Origin of the sequence: Nocardioides sp. CPCC 206347, assembly GCF_048654605.1 — a bacterium.
Lineage (GTDB): Bacteria > Actinomycetota > Actinomycetes > Propionibacteriales > Nocardioidaceae > Nocardioides.
In genome coordinates this window covers 233,240-250,632 of the sequence record NZ_JBMCYZ010000006.1, presented here as the reverse complement: position 1 = coordinate 250,632, position 17,393 = coordinate 233,240, and the positions used below count along the sequence as shown (strand labels likewise).

Annotated in this window: 17 protein-coding genes; 9 read left to right on the top strand and 8 right to left on the bottom strand. The window is 71.2% G+C overall.

The features are described 5' to 3' along the window. Window positions 1-258: 258 nt before the first annotated feature. Window positions 259-1,986, bottom strand: a complete 1,728-nt coding sequence (locus ACOACQ_RS20530; protein ID WP_420289182.1) for a CocE/NonD family hydrolase — start codon at window positions 1,984-1,986, stop codon at window positions 259-261. A 131-nt stretch (window positions 1,987-2,117) separates the two neighbouring features. Between ACOACQ_RS20530 and ACOACQ_RS20525 the strand changes: the two genes are divergently transcribed. Next, on the top strand, window positions 2,118-3,182 hold the full coding sequence (locus ACOACQ_RS20525; protein WP_420289181.1) for a hypothetical protein: 1,065 nt from the start codon (window positions 2,118-2,120) through the stop codon (window positions 3,180-3,182). On the opposite strand, the gene pdxH is transcribed toward ACOACQ_RS20525, so the two are convergent. Beyond that, on the bottom strand, window positions 3,134-3,802 hold the full coding sequence (gene pdxH, locus ACOACQ_RS20520) for a pyridoxamine 5'-phosphate oxidase (RefSeq protein WP_420289180.1): 669 nt from the start codon (window positions 3,800-3,802) through the stop codon (window positions 3,134-3,136). The two genes, ACOACQ_RS20525 and pdxH, sit on opposite strands and share 49 nt — an antisense overlap. 91 nt (window positions 3,803-3,893) lie before the next feature. Between pdxH and ACOACQ_RS20515 the strand changes: the two genes are divergently transcribed. After that, a complete protein-coding gene (locus ACOACQ_RS20515) occupies window positions 3,894-4,997 on the top strand; it encodes a citrate synthase 2 (protein WP_420289179.1) in 1,104 nt (367 codons plus the stop codon). Between the two features lie 4 nt (window positions 4,998-5,001). Here the strand turns inward: ACOACQ_RS20515 and ACOACQ_RS20510 are convergent, their stop codons facing one another. Then, window positions 5,002-5,658, bottom strand: coding sequence for a FadR/GntR family transcriptional regulator (locus ACOACQ_RS20510; protein ID WP_420289178.1), 657 nt, complete (start codon window positions 5,656-5,658; stop codon window positions 5,002-5,004). 47 nt (window positions 5,659-5,705) lie between these two features. On the opposite strand from ACOACQ_RS20510, the gene ACOACQ_RS20505 reads away from it, so the two are divergent. The 4 genes from ACOACQ_RS20505 to ACOACQ_RS20490 all read left to right on the top strand — a co-directional run bounded on the left by ACOACQ_RS20505 (window position 5,706) and on the right by ACOACQ_RS20490 (window position 10,695). Continuing rightward, window positions 5,706-6,941: a CynX/NimT family MFS transporter gene (locus ACOACQ_RS20505; protein WP_420289177.1), complete on the top strand. Its 1,236-nt coding sequence runs from the start codon at window positions 5,706-5,708 to the stop codon at window positions 6,939-6,941. 59 nt (window positions 6,942-7,000) lie between these two features. Then, a complete protein-coding gene (locus ACOACQ_RS20500; protein ID WP_420289176.1) occupies window positions 7,001-7,642 on the top strand; it encodes a TetR/AcrR family transcriptional regulator in 642 nt (213 codons plus the stop codon). Window positions 7,643-7,708: 66 nt separating this feature from the next. Next, on the top strand, window positions 7,709-8,968 hold the full coding sequence (locus ACOACQ_RS20495) for a lipase family protein (RefSeq protein ID WP_420289175.1): 1,260 nt from the start codon (window positions 7,709-7,711) through the stop codon (window positions 8,966-8,968). Further along, the gene (locus ACOACQ_RS20490; protein ID WP_420289174.1) at window positions 8,965-10,695 is read left to right on the top strand and encodes a hypothetical protein; all 1,731 of its coding nucleotides are present in this window, start codon (window positions 8,965-8,967) and stop codon (window positions 10,693-10,695) included. The genes ACOACQ_RS20495 and ACOACQ_RS20490 overlap by 4 nt, the downstream gene beginning before the upstream one ends. A gap of 17 nt (window positions 10,696-10,712) precedes the next feature. On the opposite strand, the gene ACOACQ_RS20485 is transcribed toward ACOACQ_RS20490, so the two are convergent. Continuing rightward, on the bottom strand, window positions 10,713-11,363 hold the full coding sequence (locus tag ACOACQ_RS20485; RefSeq protein WP_420289213.1) for a response regulator: 651 nt from the start codon (window positions 11,361-11,363) through the stop codon (window positions 10,713-10,715). Window positions 11,364-11,368: 5 nt separating this feature from the next. Continuing rightward, on the bottom strand, window positions 11,369-12,496 hold the full coding sequence (locus tag ACOACQ_RS20480) for a sensor histidine kinase (protein ID WP_420289173.1): 1,128 nt from the start codon (window positions 12,494-12,496) through the stop codon (window positions 11,369-11,371). A gap of 130 nt (window positions 12,497-12,626) precedes the next feature. On the opposite strand from ACOACQ_RS20480, the gene ACOACQ_RS20475 reads away from it, so the two are divergent. Together ACOACQ_RS20475 and ACOACQ_RS20470 are read left to right on the top strand one after the other, a co-directional pair. Further along, window positions 12,627-13,565, top strand: coding sequence for an ABC transporter ATP-binding protein (locus ACOACQ_RS20475; protein ID WP_378599555.1), 939 nt, complete (start codon window positions 12,627-12,629; stop codon window positions 13,563-13,565). Further along, window positions 13,562-14,455 carry an ABC transporter permease subunit gene (locus ACOACQ_RS20470; protein WP_420289172.1) on the top strand — a complete coding sequence of 298 codons (894 nt, stop codon included), beginning with the start codon at window positions 13,562-13,564 and terminating at the stop codon, window positions 14,453-14,455. Before ACOACQ_RS20475 ends, ACOACQ_RS20470 begins: the two co-directional genes overlap by 4 nt. A 12-nt stretch (window positions 14,456-14,467) precedes the next feature. Here the strand turns inward: ACOACQ_RS20470 and ACOACQ_RS20465 are convergent, their stop codons facing one another. Beyond that, window positions 14,468-14,944: a GNAT family N-acetyltransferase gene (locus tag ACOACQ_RS20465; RefSeq protein ID WP_378599549.1), complete on the bottom strand. Its 477-nt coding sequence runs from the start codon at window positions 14,942-14,944 to the stop codon at window positions 14,468-14,470. A gap of 107 nt (window positions 14,945-15,051) precedes the next feature. Here ACOACQ_RS20465 and serC point away from each other — a divergent pair, with 107 nt between their 5' ends. Further along, window positions 15,052-16,173 carry a phosphoserine transaminase gene (gene serC / locus ACOACQ_RS20460; protein WP_378599547.1) on the top strand — a complete coding sequence of 374 codons (1,122 nt, stop codon included), beginning with the start codon at window positions 15,052-15,054 and terminating at the stop codon, window positions 16,171-16,173. Between the two features lie 101 nt (window positions 16,174-16,274). Here the strand turns inward: serC and ACOACQ_RS20455 are convergent, their stop codons facing one another. Next, the gene (locus tag ACOACQ_RS20455; RefSeq protein WP_420289171.1) at window positions 16,275-16,538 is read right to left on the bottom strand and encodes a hypothetical protein; all 264 of its coding nucleotides are present in this window, start codon (window positions 16,536-16,538) and stop codon (window positions 16,275-16,277) included. Window positions 16,539-16,646: 108 nt separating this feature from the next. Then, window positions 16,647-17,138, bottom strand: coding sequence for an O-acetyl-ADP-ribose deacetylase (locus ACOACQ_RS20450; RefSeq protein ID WP_420289170.1), 492 nt, complete (start codon window positions 17,136-17,138; stop codon window positions 16,647-16,649). Window positions 17,139-17,393 lie beyond the last annotated feature (255 nt).

Sequence of the window (17,393 nt, the reverse complement as noted above, 5' to 3'; positions counted from 1 at the left end):
CGGAGCCGTCATCGCTCACGAACGACCCGCGCCAACTGCATCCGCCGCGGCCGGAGCAGTCCTCCGCCGCCGCAGTGAAGGTTCCTGGTCGGCCATCATTCCGTGCGGCAGCAAGCACATCTGGCGAGGCGACCACGGCGAGTCCAACACAACAAAGGGCGAAAATGGCCGGCATCCAACGGTCCGCCCATTTCCTCATGCGTTTGAATCTCTTGGCCACGCCGAGGATCGTCCCAGAGCCCTCAGCCGCAGCGCCGGTCAAGGCCCAAGTGCAGCGCTCAAGTCACTCCCCGGCAACACGGGCACCCGCAGCCGGGCGCCGTCCGCGCCACCGATGCGCAGGTTGTGGATCGCGGGCAGCGCCAGCGGGGACGCGAGCGACGTACCGACGATCTGGATCCGGATCCGGTGCCCCTTCTCGAAGCGGTTGCCGACCGGCCACAACTCCACCTGGTAGCGGCGGAACTGGAGCGGCGTGGCCGGCGAGGCGTGGGAGTAGTCGCCGTACGGCTGGACGATCCGGCCCTGGCCGTCGGTCATCGACTTCGCGGGTACGACGGCCGGGTAGCTCGTGCTCAGCCGGCCGACCGTCAAGGGGTTGGACGTCCCGTCGGGCGCGACGTCGGACAGCACGGCCCAGATGCCGGAGCCCGGCGTCGTCGTCGACAGGTTCACGTCCAGCGCGACCGGACCGGCGAGGTCGACGTCCGCGTCGAGCGTCCCCGTCGTGTACGTCAGCCCCGTCACGCCATCGATGCTGGCGAGCGTGGTCTGGCTGAGCAGCGGCAGCGCACCCGAGAACGCACCGGCGGCACCTGCGTCGATCAGTGCGATGTTCGGGACGTCGGTCATCGTCGGCAGGGACGGGACGGTGACGTACGACGCCGTACCCGTCGCGGTCGGCGGCGCCAGCGCGAGCGACCGGCCCGGCGCGAAGGCCAGCTCGGTCCACTCGGTGCCGGGCAGCGGCCAGTCGGCCCCCTGGACGGTGACGTGCTCGCCCTTGAGGTACGACGGCCGGTCACCCTTCGCCAGCGTGAGGCTGACCCGCGGCTGGCTCTCGATGCCGTTGGCCTCGCCCCGTACGAAGTGGTCGAGCCAGGCGGCTGCCTCGGCCGCTCCCCCGTCCGTGCCTGCCGGCACGCCGTCGTGGCCGCCCTCCATCACGAGGTGGGCACCATCGGCCCGCAGCGCCTGATAGCCCTGGAACGCGCCGCGCGACTCGACGTCGTAGAACCCGTTGATCATCAGCACCGGGATGTCGTTGGCGTCGCCGCGCCAGCCACGCTCGGTCCACCAGGCGTCGAGGCTGGGGTGGGCCAGGCCGGCATTGACTCCCGAGGTGAAGAGTCCGCCGATCACGTCGAGCGCCGAGCCGGGATTGCGCTGGAGTCGTTCGACACCCTGCAGCAGGGCGGGGGCACCGATCAGCGTGATGACGCCGGCGCCGGGGACGAGGTTCATCAGGCCGCCGGGCACGAGCAGGTCGCGGTACAGCTCGTGGGTGCCGGACTTGAGGATCGCGGCCTTCACGCATGGCAGTTCCTGGTGCCAGGAGTTGTAGAGCACGATCGCGCTGGCCGAGAACCCGTTGAGCGCCAGGCGCCCGTCACTGAACGGCTGCGTGCATGCCCACTCGAGCACCTCGACGACGTCGCTCTGGCTCTTCGGACCGAGCGCATCGAAGGACCCGTCGCTGCCGCCGGTGCCGCGGATCTGGACGAGCAGGTAGTTGTAGTCCGGGCCAACCTCCAGCGTCTGGCTGTTGTTTCCGTACGGCGAGAACTCGACCACCGTCGGCTTCGCCTCCACGGGCCCCGTGCTCGTCAGGGTCGTCTGCAGCTCAATGCCGTCGGAGGTCGTGAACCACTGGTCGACGACGACCGGTGCGGGGGTGTCCTCGGCTCCCGCCCGACCGGGCGCGGCCGTGATGCCCGCGGCAACCGTGACGACGGCAAGGGTGAGTGCTCCGAGTCGGGTGCCCATGCGTGCTCAACGACAGGAGTTGGTGAGGGCTATGACAATCGCCCTGTACCACCTCCGGGCAGAACCGGATCGTTGTGACCGGTCTCGCGAATTCCGCCACGCAGTGGCTCGGCGCAAGGGAGGATGCGGCCATGGACATGGGGCTTCCGTCTGGCGAGCGCGCCACGCTGCGCGCGCTCATCGACGCTGCCGCACCGGAGCCGTTGCCGGCCGACCAGGCGCTCGCGCTCCTGAGGGGCGTCACGGACCTGGACCCGGAGTCGCTGGGACGACTCGCCTATCACGCACTGACCGGCGTGGACCCCGGCGAGGCCGAGCCGGCCGCGCCGAACGAGATCCTGCCCAGCTTCCCGCCGTTCGCGGCCGAGGTGCTGATGCGCGCCATCTGCGGCCCGGATCACCGCCGACCGACCGCGCAGGCCGTCCTGATCGTGCTCGACACCGTGCCCGCGTCGTCGTGGCCGACGTCCGGCGGACCTCACGTGGCGCTGGATGCCGCACCGGTCGAGACGCCGGTCGAGTCGTACGTCGACCCGGAACCCGAGCCGGTCAGCGAACCGGAGCCACAGCCGGAGCCACAGCCGGCAGTCGTCGATGACGCCCTCGGCCGCGACCAGGAGTTCCGCAACCTGATCGCGCCCGTGCGCCCGGTCCCGCGATTCGACCCGCTGTCCGACCCGTGGGAGCCGGAGCCCGAGGTCCAGGCCACGCCGGAACCGGAGCCCGAGCCCGAACCGGAGCCCGAACCGGAACCCGAGGTCGAGCCCGAGGTCGAGCCCGAGGTCGAGCCCGAGCCCGAGCCGACGCCCGAGCCACTCCCGGCACCCGCACGCCCGGACATCCGGGGCGTCGAACCGCCTGCCGAGGGCGGCATGCACTCCGAGTTCCGCAACCTCGTGCCGGCGTCCTTCGAGGTGCCCCGCTTCGAGAGCCTGCCCAACCCTGAGGGCTTCGAGGCATTGGCCGAGGACCCGCGCTCGCGCACCAGCGGACGCCGCCGCAGCACCCGCAGCTCACCTTCCAAGGGCAGGCGCGACAAGAACCAGCTGATGCTCCTGATCGCGGTGCTCGTCGTGATCGCCCTGCTCGCCGTCGTCTACCTCGCCACGAAGAGCACCAAGGAGCAGGCGAACGACCCGGCCACTCCTCAGGGTGCGAGCCGCGCGACGTCCCAGCCGGTCGACACCCGCCCGTAGCGCACCCGGTCGTGCAGGCGGCCCTGCCGGCCCTGCCAGAACTCGAAGGTCGCGGGACGAACGAGGTAGCCACCCCAGGTCGGCGGCACGGGCACATCCTGGCCGTCGAACCGTGCCTCCGCGTCGCGGTAGGCCTGTTCGAGCTCGTCGCGGCCGCTGACCACGCGCGACTGGGGCGAGGCCCAGGCGCCGAGCTGCGAACCGCGCGGGCGGGAGGCCCAGTAGGCCTGCACCGCGGCGTCATCGAGCGGGATCGCGAGGCCCTCGACCCGGACCTGCCGCTCCAGCGGATGCCACGGGAACAGCAGTGCGCACTGCGACTCGTGCGCCAGCGCCCGAGCCTTGCGGGACGCGGTGTTGGTGAAGAACGAGAAGCCGTCGTCGGGTCGCTCCGGAGCGACACCCTTGAGCAGCACGGTCCGCGACGACGGCACGCCGTCGGGGTCGACGGTCGCCAGGATCATCGCGTTCGGCTCATGGATCCCGGCGGCGGTCGCGTCGTCGTACCAACGCTGCCACTGGACCCACGGATCCGGATCGACCTCGGACTCGTCGAGCCCGGCAGCGCCGTACTCCTTGCGCAGCATGGCAAGGTCGGGCGTGGTTGGGTCCCCGGGCATGTGCCCAAACTAGCGAGTGCGGCAGAATGCCGGGTGGCCTGCGTGCCGTTCGCAACCCGGACGGCGTGCCCCACGGACGAAGGAGCTGTCGATGCCTGAGGTACACCACGGACTTGAGGGCGTCGTCGCCTTCGAAACCCAGATCGCAGAGCCTGACAAGGAAGGCTCGGCACTGCGGTATCGCGGAGTCGACATCGAGGACCTCGCCGGCCGAGTGCCGTTCGAGAACGTCTGGGGCCTGTTGATCGACGGATCCTTCACGCCCGGCCTGCCGCCGGCCGAGGCGTTCAGCCTCCCGGTGCACACCGGCGACGTCCGCGTGGACGTCCAGGCCGCGATCGCGATGCTCGCGCCGGCCTTCGGCTTCGGCCAGACCTACGACATCTCCGACGAGCAGGCCCGTGAGGACCTCGCCCGCGTCGCGGTCATGGTCCTGTCGTACGCCGGCCAGTCGGCCCGCGACCTGCACCTGCCCGTCGTCCCGCAGCGCCTGGTCGATGAGGGCCAGACGCTCGCCGAGAAGTTCCTGATCCGCTGGCGCGGCGAGGCCGACCCGAAGCACGCGCACGCCATCGACGCCTACTGGTCCTCGGCTGCCGAGCACGGCATGAACGCCTCGACGTTCACCGCGCGCGTCATCACCTCGACCGGTGCCGACGTGGCGGCGGCCTTCTCCGGCGCCATCGGCGCGATGAGCGGCCCGCTGCACGGCGGCGCGCCCTCGCGCGTCCTCGGCATGATCGAGGACGTCGAGAAGTCCGGCGACGCCCGCGCCTACGTCAAGAACCTGCTCGACTCGGGCGAGCGCCTGATGGGCTTCGGTCACCGCGTCTACCGCGCCGAGGACCCGCGGGCGCGCGTGCTGCGTCGTACGGCCAAGGAGCTCGACGCCCCCCGCTACGCCGTCGCCGAGGCGCTCGAGCAGGCCGCGCTGGCCGAGCTGCGTGAGCGCCGTCCCGACCGCGTGCTCGAGACGAACGTGGAGTTCTGGGCGGCCATCGTGCTGGACTTCGCCGAGGTCCCGGCACACATGTTCACGTCGATGTTCACCTGCGCCCGCACCGGCGGCTGGTCGGCACACATCCTGGAGCAGAAGACCACGGGCCGCCTGATCCGCCCGTCGGCCATCTACACCGGTCCGGCCACCCGCCCCGCGAGCGAGATCGAGGGCTGGGACGCCGCCTGGGCGAAGTAGGACGTCAGCCGGCGACGTGGTCGAGCAGGACCGCGCTCGCTGACGCCGCGGCCTCCACGTCCCCGGCCCTGATGGCCGCGAGGACGTCGTCGTGCTCGGCCTCCAGCTCGTCCGGGCCGGCGGGGGTCTCGATGCTCGCGGTGAGGGTCTCGACGAGTCCGTCGTAGAGCTCGACGAGCAGCGGGTTGTGCGCGGCCGCCACGACGCCGACGTGGAACGCGACGTCGGCGGTCACGAAGCCGGCGGCGTCGCCTTCCGCGAGGGCGGCGCGCTTGCGGGCCACGGCCGCGTCGAGCACCGCCAGGTCGTCGTCGGTACGACGTTCGGCAGCGAGCGCCGCTGCCCGCACCTCGATGGCGTGCCGCACCTCGAGCAGGTGGGCCAGCTCGACACGATCGACCTGGCGACGCATCAGCGCCTGCATCTCGGTGGCCGCTGCGACGTACGTGCCGTCGCCGCGGCGTACCTCCAGCAGGCCGACGTGGGCGAGCGCCTTGACCGCCTCACGGACGGTGTTGCGGCTGACGCCCAGGGACGCTCCGAGCACCGGCTCGGGCGGGATCCGGGTGCCGACGGTCCACTCACCGCTGGCGAGCAGCGCGCGCATCCCCTCGATGGCCTGGTCGACCAGGGAGGCGGTGTGTGCGGGGGCGAGCGGCATCGTCGTCCTTTCGTCCAATCATCCTACGTCTGTCTACACTAGTCCTCATGCCGCCCACCGCGCAGCCGTCGCGCCTCTCGCACCTCCTCCGGGGACATCTCTCCGAAGGGGCCGAGGTGAGCGCGCAGACGCGGCGTCGGGCGACCATCAGTCTGGTCGTTGCCGTCCTGCTTGTCGCGTTCAACCTGCGGATCGCGGTCACCAGCCTCGGCGCGATGCTCGATCGGCTCGGCTCGATGGGCCTCTCCGCCACCACGCAGGGCGTCCTGACGTCCCTGCCCGTGCTGTGCTTCGCCGCGGTCGGCGCGACCGCCATGATCGTCACCCGCCGCGTCGGCGTGGACCGCGGCCTCGAGGGCGCACTGGTCCTGCTCGCCGCCGGCCTGGTGCTGCGCGTCGTCGACGGCACCCCCGCCCTCATCGCCGGAACCCTGGTCGCCTGCGCCGGCATCGCGCTCGCGAACGTGCTGATCCCGGCGATCGTCAAGGAGCACTTCCCCACTCGCGTCGGCGCCATGACCGGCGCCTACAGCGCGGTCCTCTCGCTCGGCTCGGCGTTCGGCGCCGCGCTCACCGTCCCGATCGCGAACGCGACCGGCAGCTGGCGCGTGGGCCTCGGCGTCTGGGCGGCGCTCGCCCTCATCGCTGCGGTCGCGTGGGCGCCGTACTGCCGGGGCCGCAACCGCCAGCGCTCGACCGCCCGCGGCACCTCGATGTGGCGCAACCCCACCGCGTGGGCCGTCACCGTCCTCTTCGGCACCCAGTCGCTGTTCGCCTACGTGATGATGAGCTGGCTCCCGAGCGTGTACGTCGACGCCGGCTTCAGCGACGAGACGGCCGGCCTGCTGCTGGCGGTGAGCATCCTCATCGGGGTCCCGTGCTTCTTCATCGTCCCGACCATCGCCGGCCGGATGCGCCACCAGGGCCACCTGGTCGCCGTACTCACGGCCTTGACGGTGCTCGGCTGGCTCGGCCTGTGGCTGGCCCCCGCCGGCGGCGCCTGGCTGTGGGCCGCCCTGCTCGGCGTCGGCGGATCGGTCTTCCCGGTCGTCCTGTCCTTCTTCGCGATGCGGACGACGTCGTCCGTCGACACCGCCGCGCTGTCGACGATGGCGCAGAGCATCGGCTACCTGCTGGCGGCCAGCGGCCCGTTCGTCGTGGGCGTCATGCACCACGCCACCGGCAGCTGGACCCTTCCCTGCCTGCTGCTCGCCGGCCTCGGCGTGGTCCAGATCAGCACCGGCTACCTCGCCGGGCGCCCGGTCCGGATCGGCGCCCGCTGACCTCCTTTCCGACAAGGCAACTTTTCGGATAGCGTGCCTCCAGTCGAAGGAGGCGCCCGATGGAGACCACGACCGCACGACAGTACGGCGGCCAGTCGGCCGAGGAACGGGACCGCAGCCGGCTCCTGCGACTGCGCGCCGCCGCCCTCGACCTGTTCGGCACCCACGGCTACCAGGCCACGTCGATCGACCGACTCTGCTCGACGGCATCGGTCTCCACGCGCCACTTCTACCTGCAGTTCAGCTGCAAGGAGGACCTCCTCCTCGACCTCTACGGCGCGATCACGGCCGACGCCTACGAAGCCGTCGCCGTCTCGCTGGCCGCGAGCCAGGAGGACGACTTCCGCCGGCGGCTGGACGCCGCCGTCCGCGCCTATCTCCGACCGGTGCTGGCCGACCCCCGGACCGCCCGGATCGCCTTCGTCGAGATCGTCGGCGTCAGCCCGCGGGTCGAGCAGCAGCGGCTCGACTTCCGGGCGACCATCGTGGCGCTCGTCGAGGACGAGGGGCGTCGGGCCGTCGCCCGCAAGGAGATCGCACCACGGGACTTCCGCTTCCTCGCCCTCTCCCTCAGCGGTGCCATCAACGTCGTGGTCCACGACTGGATGCTCCAGCGCAAACGGGCGTCGGCACGGCGACTCGAGGACCAGTTGTCCGCACTCGCGATCCACCTGCTGACGGGCGACGCGACTCCCCTCTGAACGGGCCTCTGAAGGTATCTGAAAAGGCATCTGGCTGGCCGCTCCGACGCCCTCTACGCTCCGCTCATGCGAAAGACCATCATTTCGCTTTGTGGGCTGCTCGCGGTTCTCATCGCGGTCGTGCTGCTCACCCCTGCTGTCCCTGCCTCCTCTGCCTCCCCGGCCTCTGCGGACGAGCCGTTGCCGCTCCCGGAGGACGATCCGTTCTTCGCCGCACCGGCCGACCTGGCGTCGTACCAACCGGGGCAGGTGATCGCGTCACGTCGGGTCCAGGTCAGGTCCTTCGAGCTGCCGATCCCTGCCGCTGCCTGGCAGTTGCTCTACCGCACCTCGGACCGCACCATGACACCGACCGTGACCGTCACCACCGTCATCGTGCCGACGGCCCCCTGGACCGGACCCGGGCCACGCCCCCTGGTCTCGTACCAGACCGCGGAGGACGGCGTCTCGACCCGCTGCGCACCGTCGTACGCACTGACGGCCGGCGCCTCGGGCGGCTTCACCGGGTCGTACTCGGAGACCCCGATCGTCGTCGCTGCCCTGCTCCAGGGCTGGGCCGTCTCCGTGCCGGACTACGAGGGCATGGAGTCGCAGTTCCTCGTCGCCGACGTTGCCGCGAAGGCGGTCCTCGACGGTCTTCGCGCGGCGCGACAGCTCACCGCCGCCGGCCTCCAGGACTCGCCGGTCGCGATCTGGGGCTACTCCGGCGGCGCCTTCGCGACGGCCAACGCCGCGCAGCTGCAGGGGGCCTACGCCCCGGAGCTGCCGATGCGGGGCGTGGCCCTCGGCGGACTGCTCGGCGACGTCCGCGCCACGATCGACGCCTTCGACGGCAGCATCGCCGGCGGCGCCATCCCGATGGGCATGCACGGCTTCGACCGGGCCTATCCCGAGGTCGGCATCGTCCAGTACCTCAACCCGCTCGGCAGGCAGCTCTTCGAGACCATGCGCGACGACTGCCTCTTCGACGCCGCTCCACGGCGTCCGTTCCTTCGGATGCGCGACATCGAGAGCGTCCCGAACGCCCTCGACACCCCCGCCGTGGCCGCGATGCTGCGCGAGAACAGCCCGCGCCACCGCAGCGGGACCCCCACCGCGCCGGTGTATGAGTACCACACGCTGCTCGACGAGTTCGCTCCGATCGGGCCCGCCAAGGACACGCTCCGCAGCTACTGCCGGGGTGGCGTCGCCGTCCAGCACGACGTCAAGCTGCTCGGCGAGCACCTCACCGAGATCGTCCTCGGCGCGCCGGGCGCGATCGCCTACCTCCGCGCGCGGTTCGCCGGGAAGCCTGCTCCGAGCAACTGCGCCGGGCTGCTCCGGTGAACAGGCGAAAGGTACGGGCAGCCGTCGCAACCGCGGCAGCCGGCGCCTTGGCAACGGGCCTCCTCGTCACGGGTTGGTTCACCGCCGGCCCGGCCGAGGCCGAAGTGTCCACCTGGTACGTGCAGGCGGGTGCCACGACCTCCGTCGGCACAGCAAGCCATCCGTTCGGCTCGCTCGCCCAGGTGGAGAGCGCCTCACGAGCCGGCGACACCATCGTGGTCCTGCCGGCCACGGGGGTCCTGGACGGCGGCATCCAGCTCAAGCCCGGCCAGACCCTCCGGGGCTCCGGCCCCTCCGTGTGGACGGCCGGTACGACGGCCCCGCGCCTCACGAACACGACCACCCGCCTGTCAGGGGACGCGGTCCGGGTCGCCGACGGGACCACGGTCACCAACGTGCGCATCACCGGCGCCCGCCGCGGCGCCGTCCACGGCGTCGACGTGACGGGCGTGCGCATCTCCGGGAACGACGTCTCCGGCCAGAACACCGGCTGCACCGACGGGTACCTGATCCCGCCGTTCATGGCCCCCACCAACCTGCCCGGCGTCGGGATCCCCATCGCGAACGGGCTCCAGAACGGTTGGGCCGGCATCATGATCGACGCCTCCGTCCGGCAGGACCTGGCCGTGAGCATCACCGGGAACCTCGTGCACGACGCGACGTGTGGCGACGGCATCGACGTACGCCTTTCCGGCACGGCCACGGGTACGGCGACCATCACCGACAACAGGATCCACTCGCTGCGCCAGGGCAAGGACTTCCAGTCGGTCCTCGCCATCGGGCTCCAGGCGCGCGACTCGGCCCGGCTGCGGGGTCTCCTGCACCGCAACACGCAGGCCCTGCTCGGCAACCCCGACGACCTCAATCTCGCGGTCGAGGGCGCCGACTCCGAGGGCGTCTTCCTCAACGCCGCCGGACCCGCCCAGCTGACGGCGACGATCACCCACAACACGTACACCAACGAGCACGGGTGGGGCGGCTTCTCGGCCAACGGCCTCGAAGCAGTGACCATGGGCTCGGGTGCACGGCTCGACGTACTGGTGCAGGACAGCTCGTTCTCCGGGTCGCCCGGCGACGTCATCGAGCACGGCGGCCTCGGCACCGACGCCGTGATGACGATGACACTCGAACGGGTGACCGCCGAGCGTTCGACGGGCATCGGCAACACCCTCCTGCTCCCGTTCAACAACGGGGACTGCGTGCTCGCGGGCAGCCTCGGGGCACGCAACACCATCCGGCTGGCTGTCCGCGACAGCGTGCTGCGGCACTGCGCGAACAACGGACTCTCGCTGGGCAGCAACGTGGTCAACGGCAAGGGGCCGACCGCGGAGATCATCGCCACGATCGACGGTTCGACGATCACCGACAACCGCGGCGAGAACATCGGAGTCCGCAACTTCACGGCGCTCGACAGGTTGTCGGTCAAGGTGCAGCACACCGACCTGTCGCGCGCCGGCGGCCTGGGTTCGGGCATCGCCGACTTCTCCGCCGAGGACCTGGGTACGACGCGGACGCACGTGATCGACATCGGGGGCGGACTGCTCGGCAGCGTGGGCCAGAACTGCCTGGCCGGCGGGCTGCTGGCCGCGGACGTGCTGCGGTACGACGTCACCGCCCGCCACAACTGGTGGGGCCGACCGGGAGGACCAGGCCTGTTGCGAACCCTCGCCATCGGCGGTGTCCTCGACACCGGCTCCCCGCTGAGCTCCCCACCCTGCGGCGACTGAGCCACCACGAACGGGCGTCAGTTCCGGCGTAGTCCCGACTCGATCGCGAACACCACGAGCTGCGCGCGGTCACGGGCCTGCAGCTTCACCATCGCGCGGCTGACGTGGGTCCGGACGGTGTCCGGGCTGACCACGAGCTCGGCCGCGATCTCGGCGTTGGAGCGCCCGGTGGCGACCCAGCCGAGGATCTCGCGCTCGCGCTCGGTCAGGTCACCGAGGCGCGGATGCACGCGTTCGGGCCGGCTCGCGCCGAAGTGCTCGATCACCCGGCGGGTGACCGACGGGGCCAGCAGTGAGCCGCCCTCGGCGACGACCCGGATCGCGTCGAGCAGGGCGACCGGTTCGGCGTCCTTGAGCAGGAAGCCGCTGGCACCGTTGCGCAGCGCCTCGAAGACGTACTCGTCGAGCTCGAAGGTGGTCAGCATGACCATCTTGACCTCGGCCAGGGAGGGATCCGCGGAGACCTCTGCCAGCAGGGCGAGGCCGTCGAGAACCGGCATCCGGATGTCGCAGAGCACGACGTCCGGAAGCGTGCGACGCACCAGGGCCAGGCCCTCGCGACCGTCGGCCGCCTCCCCCGCGAGCGCGAGGTCGGCCTCGGCGTCGATGAGGGTCGCGAGGCCCATCCGCACCAGCGGCTGGTCGTCCACCAGGGCAACCCGGACCACGTCACTCACCGCGGCATCTCCGCGAGGACCTCGAAGCCGCGCGCGCCGGGACCGGCACGGAACGTCCCGCCGATCCCCTCGACGCGACTCCGCATGCCACCGATGCCCATGCCGTCATCCTGCACCGCTCCCCCGCGACCGTCGTCCGTCACGGCGAGAACCACCCGGTCCGCCCGGCGCTCCCACCGGACCTGTGCCGCACTCGCCCCGGAGTGGCGCAGCACGTTGGTCAGCGCTTCCTGCACGACGCCGTAGGCCGCGGCCCCGGTGTCGGGCGAGAGGTCGCCCGGCTCCCCGATGACCTCGACGGCCAGGCCCGCCGACCGCACCCGTTCGACCAGCGCCGGGATCGCTTCGACGCCGGCCGTCGGTCGTCGCGGTGCCGGCTCTCCCGCGATGGTCGCCAGCTCGGACCGCAACGCGTCCAGGGCTTCCTTGCTCGTCGTCCGGATCGCTTCCAGGCTCTCCCGCGCAGCAGCCGGGTCGCGGTCGAGCACGTGCAGCGCGACCCCGGCCTGCATCGCGATCACGGCCAGTCCGTGGCCGACGCCGTCGTGCAGGTCCTGGGCCATCCGGAGCCGTTCCTCGGACGCGGCGCGGCCCACGCGCTCGGCGTGCGCGTCCATCCGGCTGCGGGCCGCGGTCGCGATCGCACCGGTTGCCGCCACGATGGCCACCGCACCCACGGCCTGCCAGAAGTGCTGGTGGCCGGCATCCTGTTCCCACCACGCGTAGCGAGCGGCGAGACCGAGCGCGACGAACACCAGCGCGGGAACCGCCCACCGGATCCACTGCGCCACCGGCGTGCTGATCGCGACCACGAACGTGACGGCCGGCAGGGCCAGGAAGATCGGGCCGTCGGCGTAGCCGCACGCGAAGTAGGCGCCGGTGAACGCACCCGCCGTCAGCAGCAGCGCTCCGACCGGCACGCCCCACCGACTCCCGAACCCCGGCAACACCGTCGGCAGCATCGCGGCCGTGGCCAGCAGGACACCGAGGATCGCGGGCGAGGGAGAGCCGACGGCATGGTTCGCCGCGGCCGTCCCCACCACCAGCAGTGCGGTGAGGACCCACGGCCACACGCGCAGGCTCGCGGTGAGGGCAGGAGTGGGCCCCGATGGTGCGGTGGTCATGCTCCGAGGCTAGAGGGATCGGCCCCGGGCGTCGTACGACGACAGGCAGCGTCGTCGTACGCAGAACTGCGTACGCAGCGACCGCCTGCCAGCGGACGCGCGAACGGTTTCCGCGCCGCAGGGTGGAGCCATGCCAACAACGACCGAGAACCAGAACCCGGTGGTCACCACCGACGCGCTGACCAAGCGGTACGGCGACCGTCTTGCCGTCGACGGGGTCAGCATGACCGTGCAGCGCGGCGAGGTCTACGGCTTCCTCGGCCCGAACGGGGCCGGCAAGACGACCACGCTGCGGATGATGCTCGGCCTGATCCGGCCCACGTCCGGATCGGCCACCATCCTGGGCCGCCCCTCCGACAAGCCGCATGCCGCGACCTCCGTGGGTGCGCTGATCGAGGGCCCCGGCTTCTACCCGTACCTCTCCGGCCGCGCCAACCTGCGGGTGCTCGCCCGCCAGCGCGGCCTGGACGACATCGAGGTCGAGCGCGTGCTCGAGCGGGTCGACCTGGTCGACCGCGGCGAGGACAGGTTCAAGGGCTACTCGCTCGGCATGAAGCAGCGCCTCGGCGTCGCCTCCGCGCTGATGGGCGACCCCGAGCTGATCATCCTCGACGAGCCGACCAACGGCCTCGACCCGGCCGGCATGGCCGACATGCGGGCCCTCATCGTCGAGCTCGCCCGCGGCGGCCAGACGGTGCTCCTCTCCAGCCACCTGCTGGCCGAGGTGCAGGAGATCTGCCACCGCGTCGGTGTCATCAACGGGGGCTGCCTGCTGCGCGAGTCCACCGTCGCCGACCTCCGCGGCGGCATCTCGCTGCGGGTCCGGGCGACCCCGGAGGCGGACGCGCTGGCGGTCGCGATGCGGCTCGCCGGTGACGACGGCGTGCGTCGTACCGACGACGGCGCCCTGCTGCTCACCCTCTCCCCCGACCAGGCCCCCGCAGTGACGCGGGCGCTGGTCCAGGCGGGCGCCGACGTCCACGAGATCACCGCCGCCGAGCGCAGCCTCGAAGAGGTCTTCTTCGAGATGACCACCCGCGGCCACACCAGCAAGGAGCACGTGTCATGAGTACGACGACAACCACCCGGCCCGCAGCGACGGGCCTGCTGGCGGCGACCCTGCACAGCACCCGCGCGGAGCTGATGCGGCTGCGTGCGTGGCCGGCCGTGTGGATCACGCTGGGCGCCTGGCTCGCCCTGAGCATGATGTTCGGCTACCTGTTCACGTACCTCTCGTACACGAGCGGCGACGCCGGCTTCGCCGACGAGGGCACCACGCAGGCCGAGCAGCTCGCGCGGATGCTGCCGGACGCCGTACCCGACGTGTTCCTCCAGGGCATGCCCATGTTCGGCGGTGCGCTGATGATGGTGCTCGGTGCGCTCGTGGCCGGCAACGGCTACGGCTGGGGCACCTGGAAGACCCTGTTCTCCCAGGGCGTGCGACGCGGTCCGGCCGTGATCGGCTCGGTCACCGCGCTGACCGCCATCGTCCTGGGCACCCTCGTGGTCACCCTCGGCTTCGACCTGGGGATCTCGCTGGTGATCACGGCCAGCGAGTCGCAGGACGTCGTGATGCCGTCGTTCGGCTCGGTCGCCGAGGCGTTCGGCGCCGGCTTCCTGGTCCTGGAGATGTGGGCCGTGCTCGGCTTCGCGCTCGGCACCGTGGCCCGCGGACCGGCCCTCTCGGTCGGCCTCGGCCTGGTGTGGGCGCTGGTCATCGAGAACCTGTTGCGCGGCGTCGGGCAGCTGCTGGGCTGGGTCGAGACCCTGACCGGGTTCATGCCGGGCACGTCCGCCGGATCCCTGATCGGTTCGATCGTCGGCGTCGGGTCCGGCGACGGCACGCCCGGTGTCCTCGACACCGTCCCTGCCGGCCAGGCAGCGATCACGGTGGTGATCTACATCGTGCTCGCCGCGGTCCTCAGCCTCGCGCTGGTACGACGCCGCGACGTCACCTGAGTCCGGACCGGGTCAGATCCGCTTGCCGTAGGAGCGGGCCAGCTCGTGGCCTGCGTAGAACCCGAACACCGGGATCTCCTGGTAGCCCGCGCTGAGGTAGAGCGCGATCGCCTCGGGCTGCATCAGCCCGGTCCCGAGGACGACGAGATCGGCACCCGCCTCAGAGGCGGTCCGCTCGAGCTCCGCGAGGATCGCCCGGGCGAAGCCGCGGCCGCGGGCCTCGGGCACCACGTACATCCGCTTCAGCTCCACCGCGCTGGTCCCGCCGAGGGCCTGCTCGGGGGACCGCCGCCAGGCGCCGGTGACGACCGGCGTCCGGCGGTCGTCGTACCCGACGAGGAAGAGGCCGTCCGGGGCGTCGAACTCCCGCGGGTCGGCGTGTCCGCCGTCCGGTGAGCCGTAGCGCTCGGTGTACTCCAGCTGGACCCGCGCGACGAGTGCGACCGCATCGGGATGGTCGTAGCCGACGGCGCGCAGTTCGAGGTCCATGAGGGACAACGATTTATCACCGATGTGATGCGGCTGTCACACTGGAGGCATCTCTGACAGCGTCGTCAGCCTGCCCCTCCGCTCACTCCGATGAGAAGGTTGAACCCGTGACTGACGCGATCGTGATCCCCGCCGACATCAAGCCCGTGGACGGCCGCTTCGGCGCCGGCCCCTCGAAGGTCGCCCCCGCGGCCCTCGACGCCCTTGCGGCGACCGGCACCTCCCTGATGGGCACCTCGCACCGCCAGGCAGCCGTGAAGGACACCGTCGGCCGCGTGCGCGACGGCCTCGGCACCTTCTTCGACCTGCCCGAGGGCTACGAGGTCGTCTTCGGCAACGGCGGCGCGACCGCGTTCTGGGACATCGCCACCTTCGGCCTGATCCGCGAGAAGTCGCAGCACCTGACCTTCGGCGAGTTCTCCTCGAAGTTCGCCAAGGCGGCTGCCGACGCACCCTGGCTCCAGGCCCCCTCGCTCATCAAGGCCGACCCGGGCTCGCGTCCCGTCGCGGTGGCCGAGGACGGCATCGACGTCTACGGCTGGGCGCACAACGAGACCTCGACCGCCGTGATGGCGCCGGTCATCCGCCCCGCAGGCATCGCCGACGACGCGCTGGTCCTGATCGACGCCACGTCGGGCGCCGGTGGCCTGCCGGTCGACCTGAACGAGGTCGACGTCTACTACTTCGCGCCGCAGAAGTGCTTCGCCTCGGACGGCGGCATCTGGTTCGCGATCATGTCGCCGAAGGCGCTGGCGCGCGTCGAGGAGATCAAGGCCTCCGACCGGTTCATCCCGGCGTTCTTCGACCTGCAGACCGCGGTCGAGAACTCGCGCCTCAACCAGACCTACAACACCCCGTCCATCGCGACCTTCTTCCTGATGGCCGAGCAGCTGGACTGGATGAACGCCAACGGCAGCCTCAAGGGCATGGTCGAGCGGACCACGGCGTCCTCGGACGCGCTCTACGGCTGGGCCGAGAAGACGTCGTACACGACGCCTTACGTCCCCAACGCCGAGGACCGTTCGCTCGTGATCGGCACGATCGACTTCGACGACACCATCGACGCCTCCGCGATCGCCAAGGCGCTGCGCGCCAACGGCATCGTCGACACCGAGCCCTACCGCAAGCTGGGCCGCAACCAGCTCCGCATCGCGATGTACCCCGCGATCGACGCCTCGGACATCGAGCTGCTCACCGCGTCCATCGACTACGTCGTGGGCCAGCTCTGACGAACGACTGAAAACCGAGCTTCGGGTCATCTCCCCCACGCGGAGATGACCCGAAGTTCGTTTTTCAGCTGGCCGAGCCTGTCGCAGCCTCTTTTGCGGCCTCAGGCGAAGGTGTCGACGCGCAGTCCCACCGCGGCGACGAGCTCGGAACGGGCCCGTCCGGAGACGGCACCCGGGGTGGCCAGGACCTGGGCGACGGTGCGCTCGAGGTCCTTGTGCTGGTGGAAGTGCTCGAGGGCGGCGGAGCGCCACTCCTCGACATCCGGGCCGACGACCTGGACCCGCGTGCCCGACCGCAGCAAGGAGACGGCGCAGAAGCACGCGAGGACCATCAGGAGGAACGCGGAGGTGAGCTCGAACGGCATGGTCGTCTCCTTTCAGCGGTACCGGGGGTTCGGTAGCTGGACAACGACGCCGGCCACTCAGGAGTGACGATCGGTCACCAGAATCGGGACCTTGGTCCCGGTCGTGCCTCAGAGCCGACTGACGATCAGGTCGTACGACGCCCGCCCGAACGCCACGAGCGTCGCCCTCTCCACCTGCGCGGGCGTGCCACGCAGCGTCTCCAGTGCGGCGTCGACGGCGTCCTCCTTGGGCCAGCCGTAGACGCCTGCGCTGATCAGCGGGAACGCGATCGACCGGGCTCCCAGCTCGTCGGCGACCTCGAGTGCCCGGCGGTAGCAGGACGTGAGCAGCGACCGGTCGGTCTGCCCCGCGTTGCGGTTCGGCCCGACGACGTGGATCACCCACCGGGCCGGCATCCGCCCCGCCGTCGTCCAGCCGGCATCGCCGGTGGCCAGGCCCTTCGGGAAACGACGCTTGCAGTCCTCGAGAAGCTCAGGCCCAGCCGCTCGGTGGATCGCGCCGTCCACCCCGCCGCCCCCGCGCATCGCTCGGTTGGCGGCGTTGACGACCGCATCGACCTGCTGCTGGGCGATGTCACCCTCGACGACCTCGATCTCCATGACGTCAGGGTGCCACGCAGGCCCGACCACCACGCCCGCGTCGCAGGTCGAGGAGCGTGCATTTCCGGCAGGGATCGGCGTGGCGAGGATGTTGCCGCAGATCGGCCACGCAACTGCGTGCCGCGCGTCCCGCTGCTGACAGTGCTCGGCGGAGCGCGCTTCACGTGATTGGGGAACATCTGATGAACCTGGTTGATCGAGAATTCCCCAATGAGGCGCCGCGGACATGTCGCCGTGCATGGGATCGCGCCGCGC

Bases quoted from the DNA above. Each gene is read 5' to 3' on its own strand.
- ACOACQ_RS20530 (WP_420289182.1), bottom strand. From the start codon at position 1,986: ATGGGCACCCGACTCGGAGCACTCACCCTTGCCGTCGTCACGGTTGCC.
- ACOACQ_RS20525 (WP_420289181.1), top strand. From the start codon at position 2,118: ATGGACATGGGGCTTCCGTCTGGCGAGCGCGCCACGCTGCGCGCGCTC.
- pdxH (WP_420289180.1), bottom strand. From the start codon at position 3,802: ATGCCCGGGGACCCAACCACGCCCGACCTTGCCATGCTGCGCAAGGAG.
- ACOACQ_RS20515 (WP_420289179.1), top strand. From the start codon at position 3,894: ATGCCTGAGGTACACCACGGACTTGAGGGCGTCGTCGCCTTCGAAACC.
- ACOACQ_RS20510 (WP_420289178.1), bottom strand. From the start codon at position 5,658: ATGCCGCTCGCCCCCGCACACACCGCCTCCCTGGTCGACCAGGCCATC.
- ACOACQ_RS20505 (WP_420289177.1), top strand. From the start codon at position 5,706: ATGCCGCCCACCGCGCAGCCGTCGCGCCTCTCGCACCTCCTCCGGGGA.
- ACOACQ_RS20500 (WP_420289176.1), top strand. From the start codon at position 7,001: ATGGAGACCACGACCGCACGACAGTACGGCGGCCAGTCGGCCGAGGAA.
- ACOACQ_RS20495 (WP_420289175.1), top strand. From the start codon at position 7,709: ATGCGAAAGACCATCATTTCGCTTTGTGGGCTGCTCGCGGTTCTCATC.
- ACOACQ_RS20480 (WP_420289173.1), bottom strand. From the start codon at position 12,496: ATGACCACCGCACCATCGGGGCCCACTCCTGCCCTCACCGCGAGCCTG.
- ACOACQ_RS20475 (WP_378599555.1), top strand. From the start codon at position 12,627: ATGCCAACAACGACCGAGAACCAGAACCCGGTGGTCACCACCGACGCG.
- ACOACQ_RS20470 (WP_420289172.1), top strand. From the start codon at position 13,562: ATGAGTACGACGACAACCACCCGGCCCGCAGCGACGGGCCTGCTGGCG.
- ACOACQ_RS20465 (WP_378599549.1), bottom strand. From the start codon at position 14,944: ATGGACCTCGAACTGCGCGCCGTCGGCTACGACCATCCCGATGCGGTC.
- ACOACQ_RS20455 (WP_420289171.1), bottom strand. From the start codon at position 16,538: ATGCCGTTCGAGCTCACCTCCGCGTTCCTCCTGATGGTCCTCGCGTGC.
- ACOACQ_RS20450 (WP_420289170.1), bottom strand. From the start codon at position 17,138: ATGGAGATCGAGGTCGTCGAGGGTGACATCGCCCAGCAGCAGGTCGAT.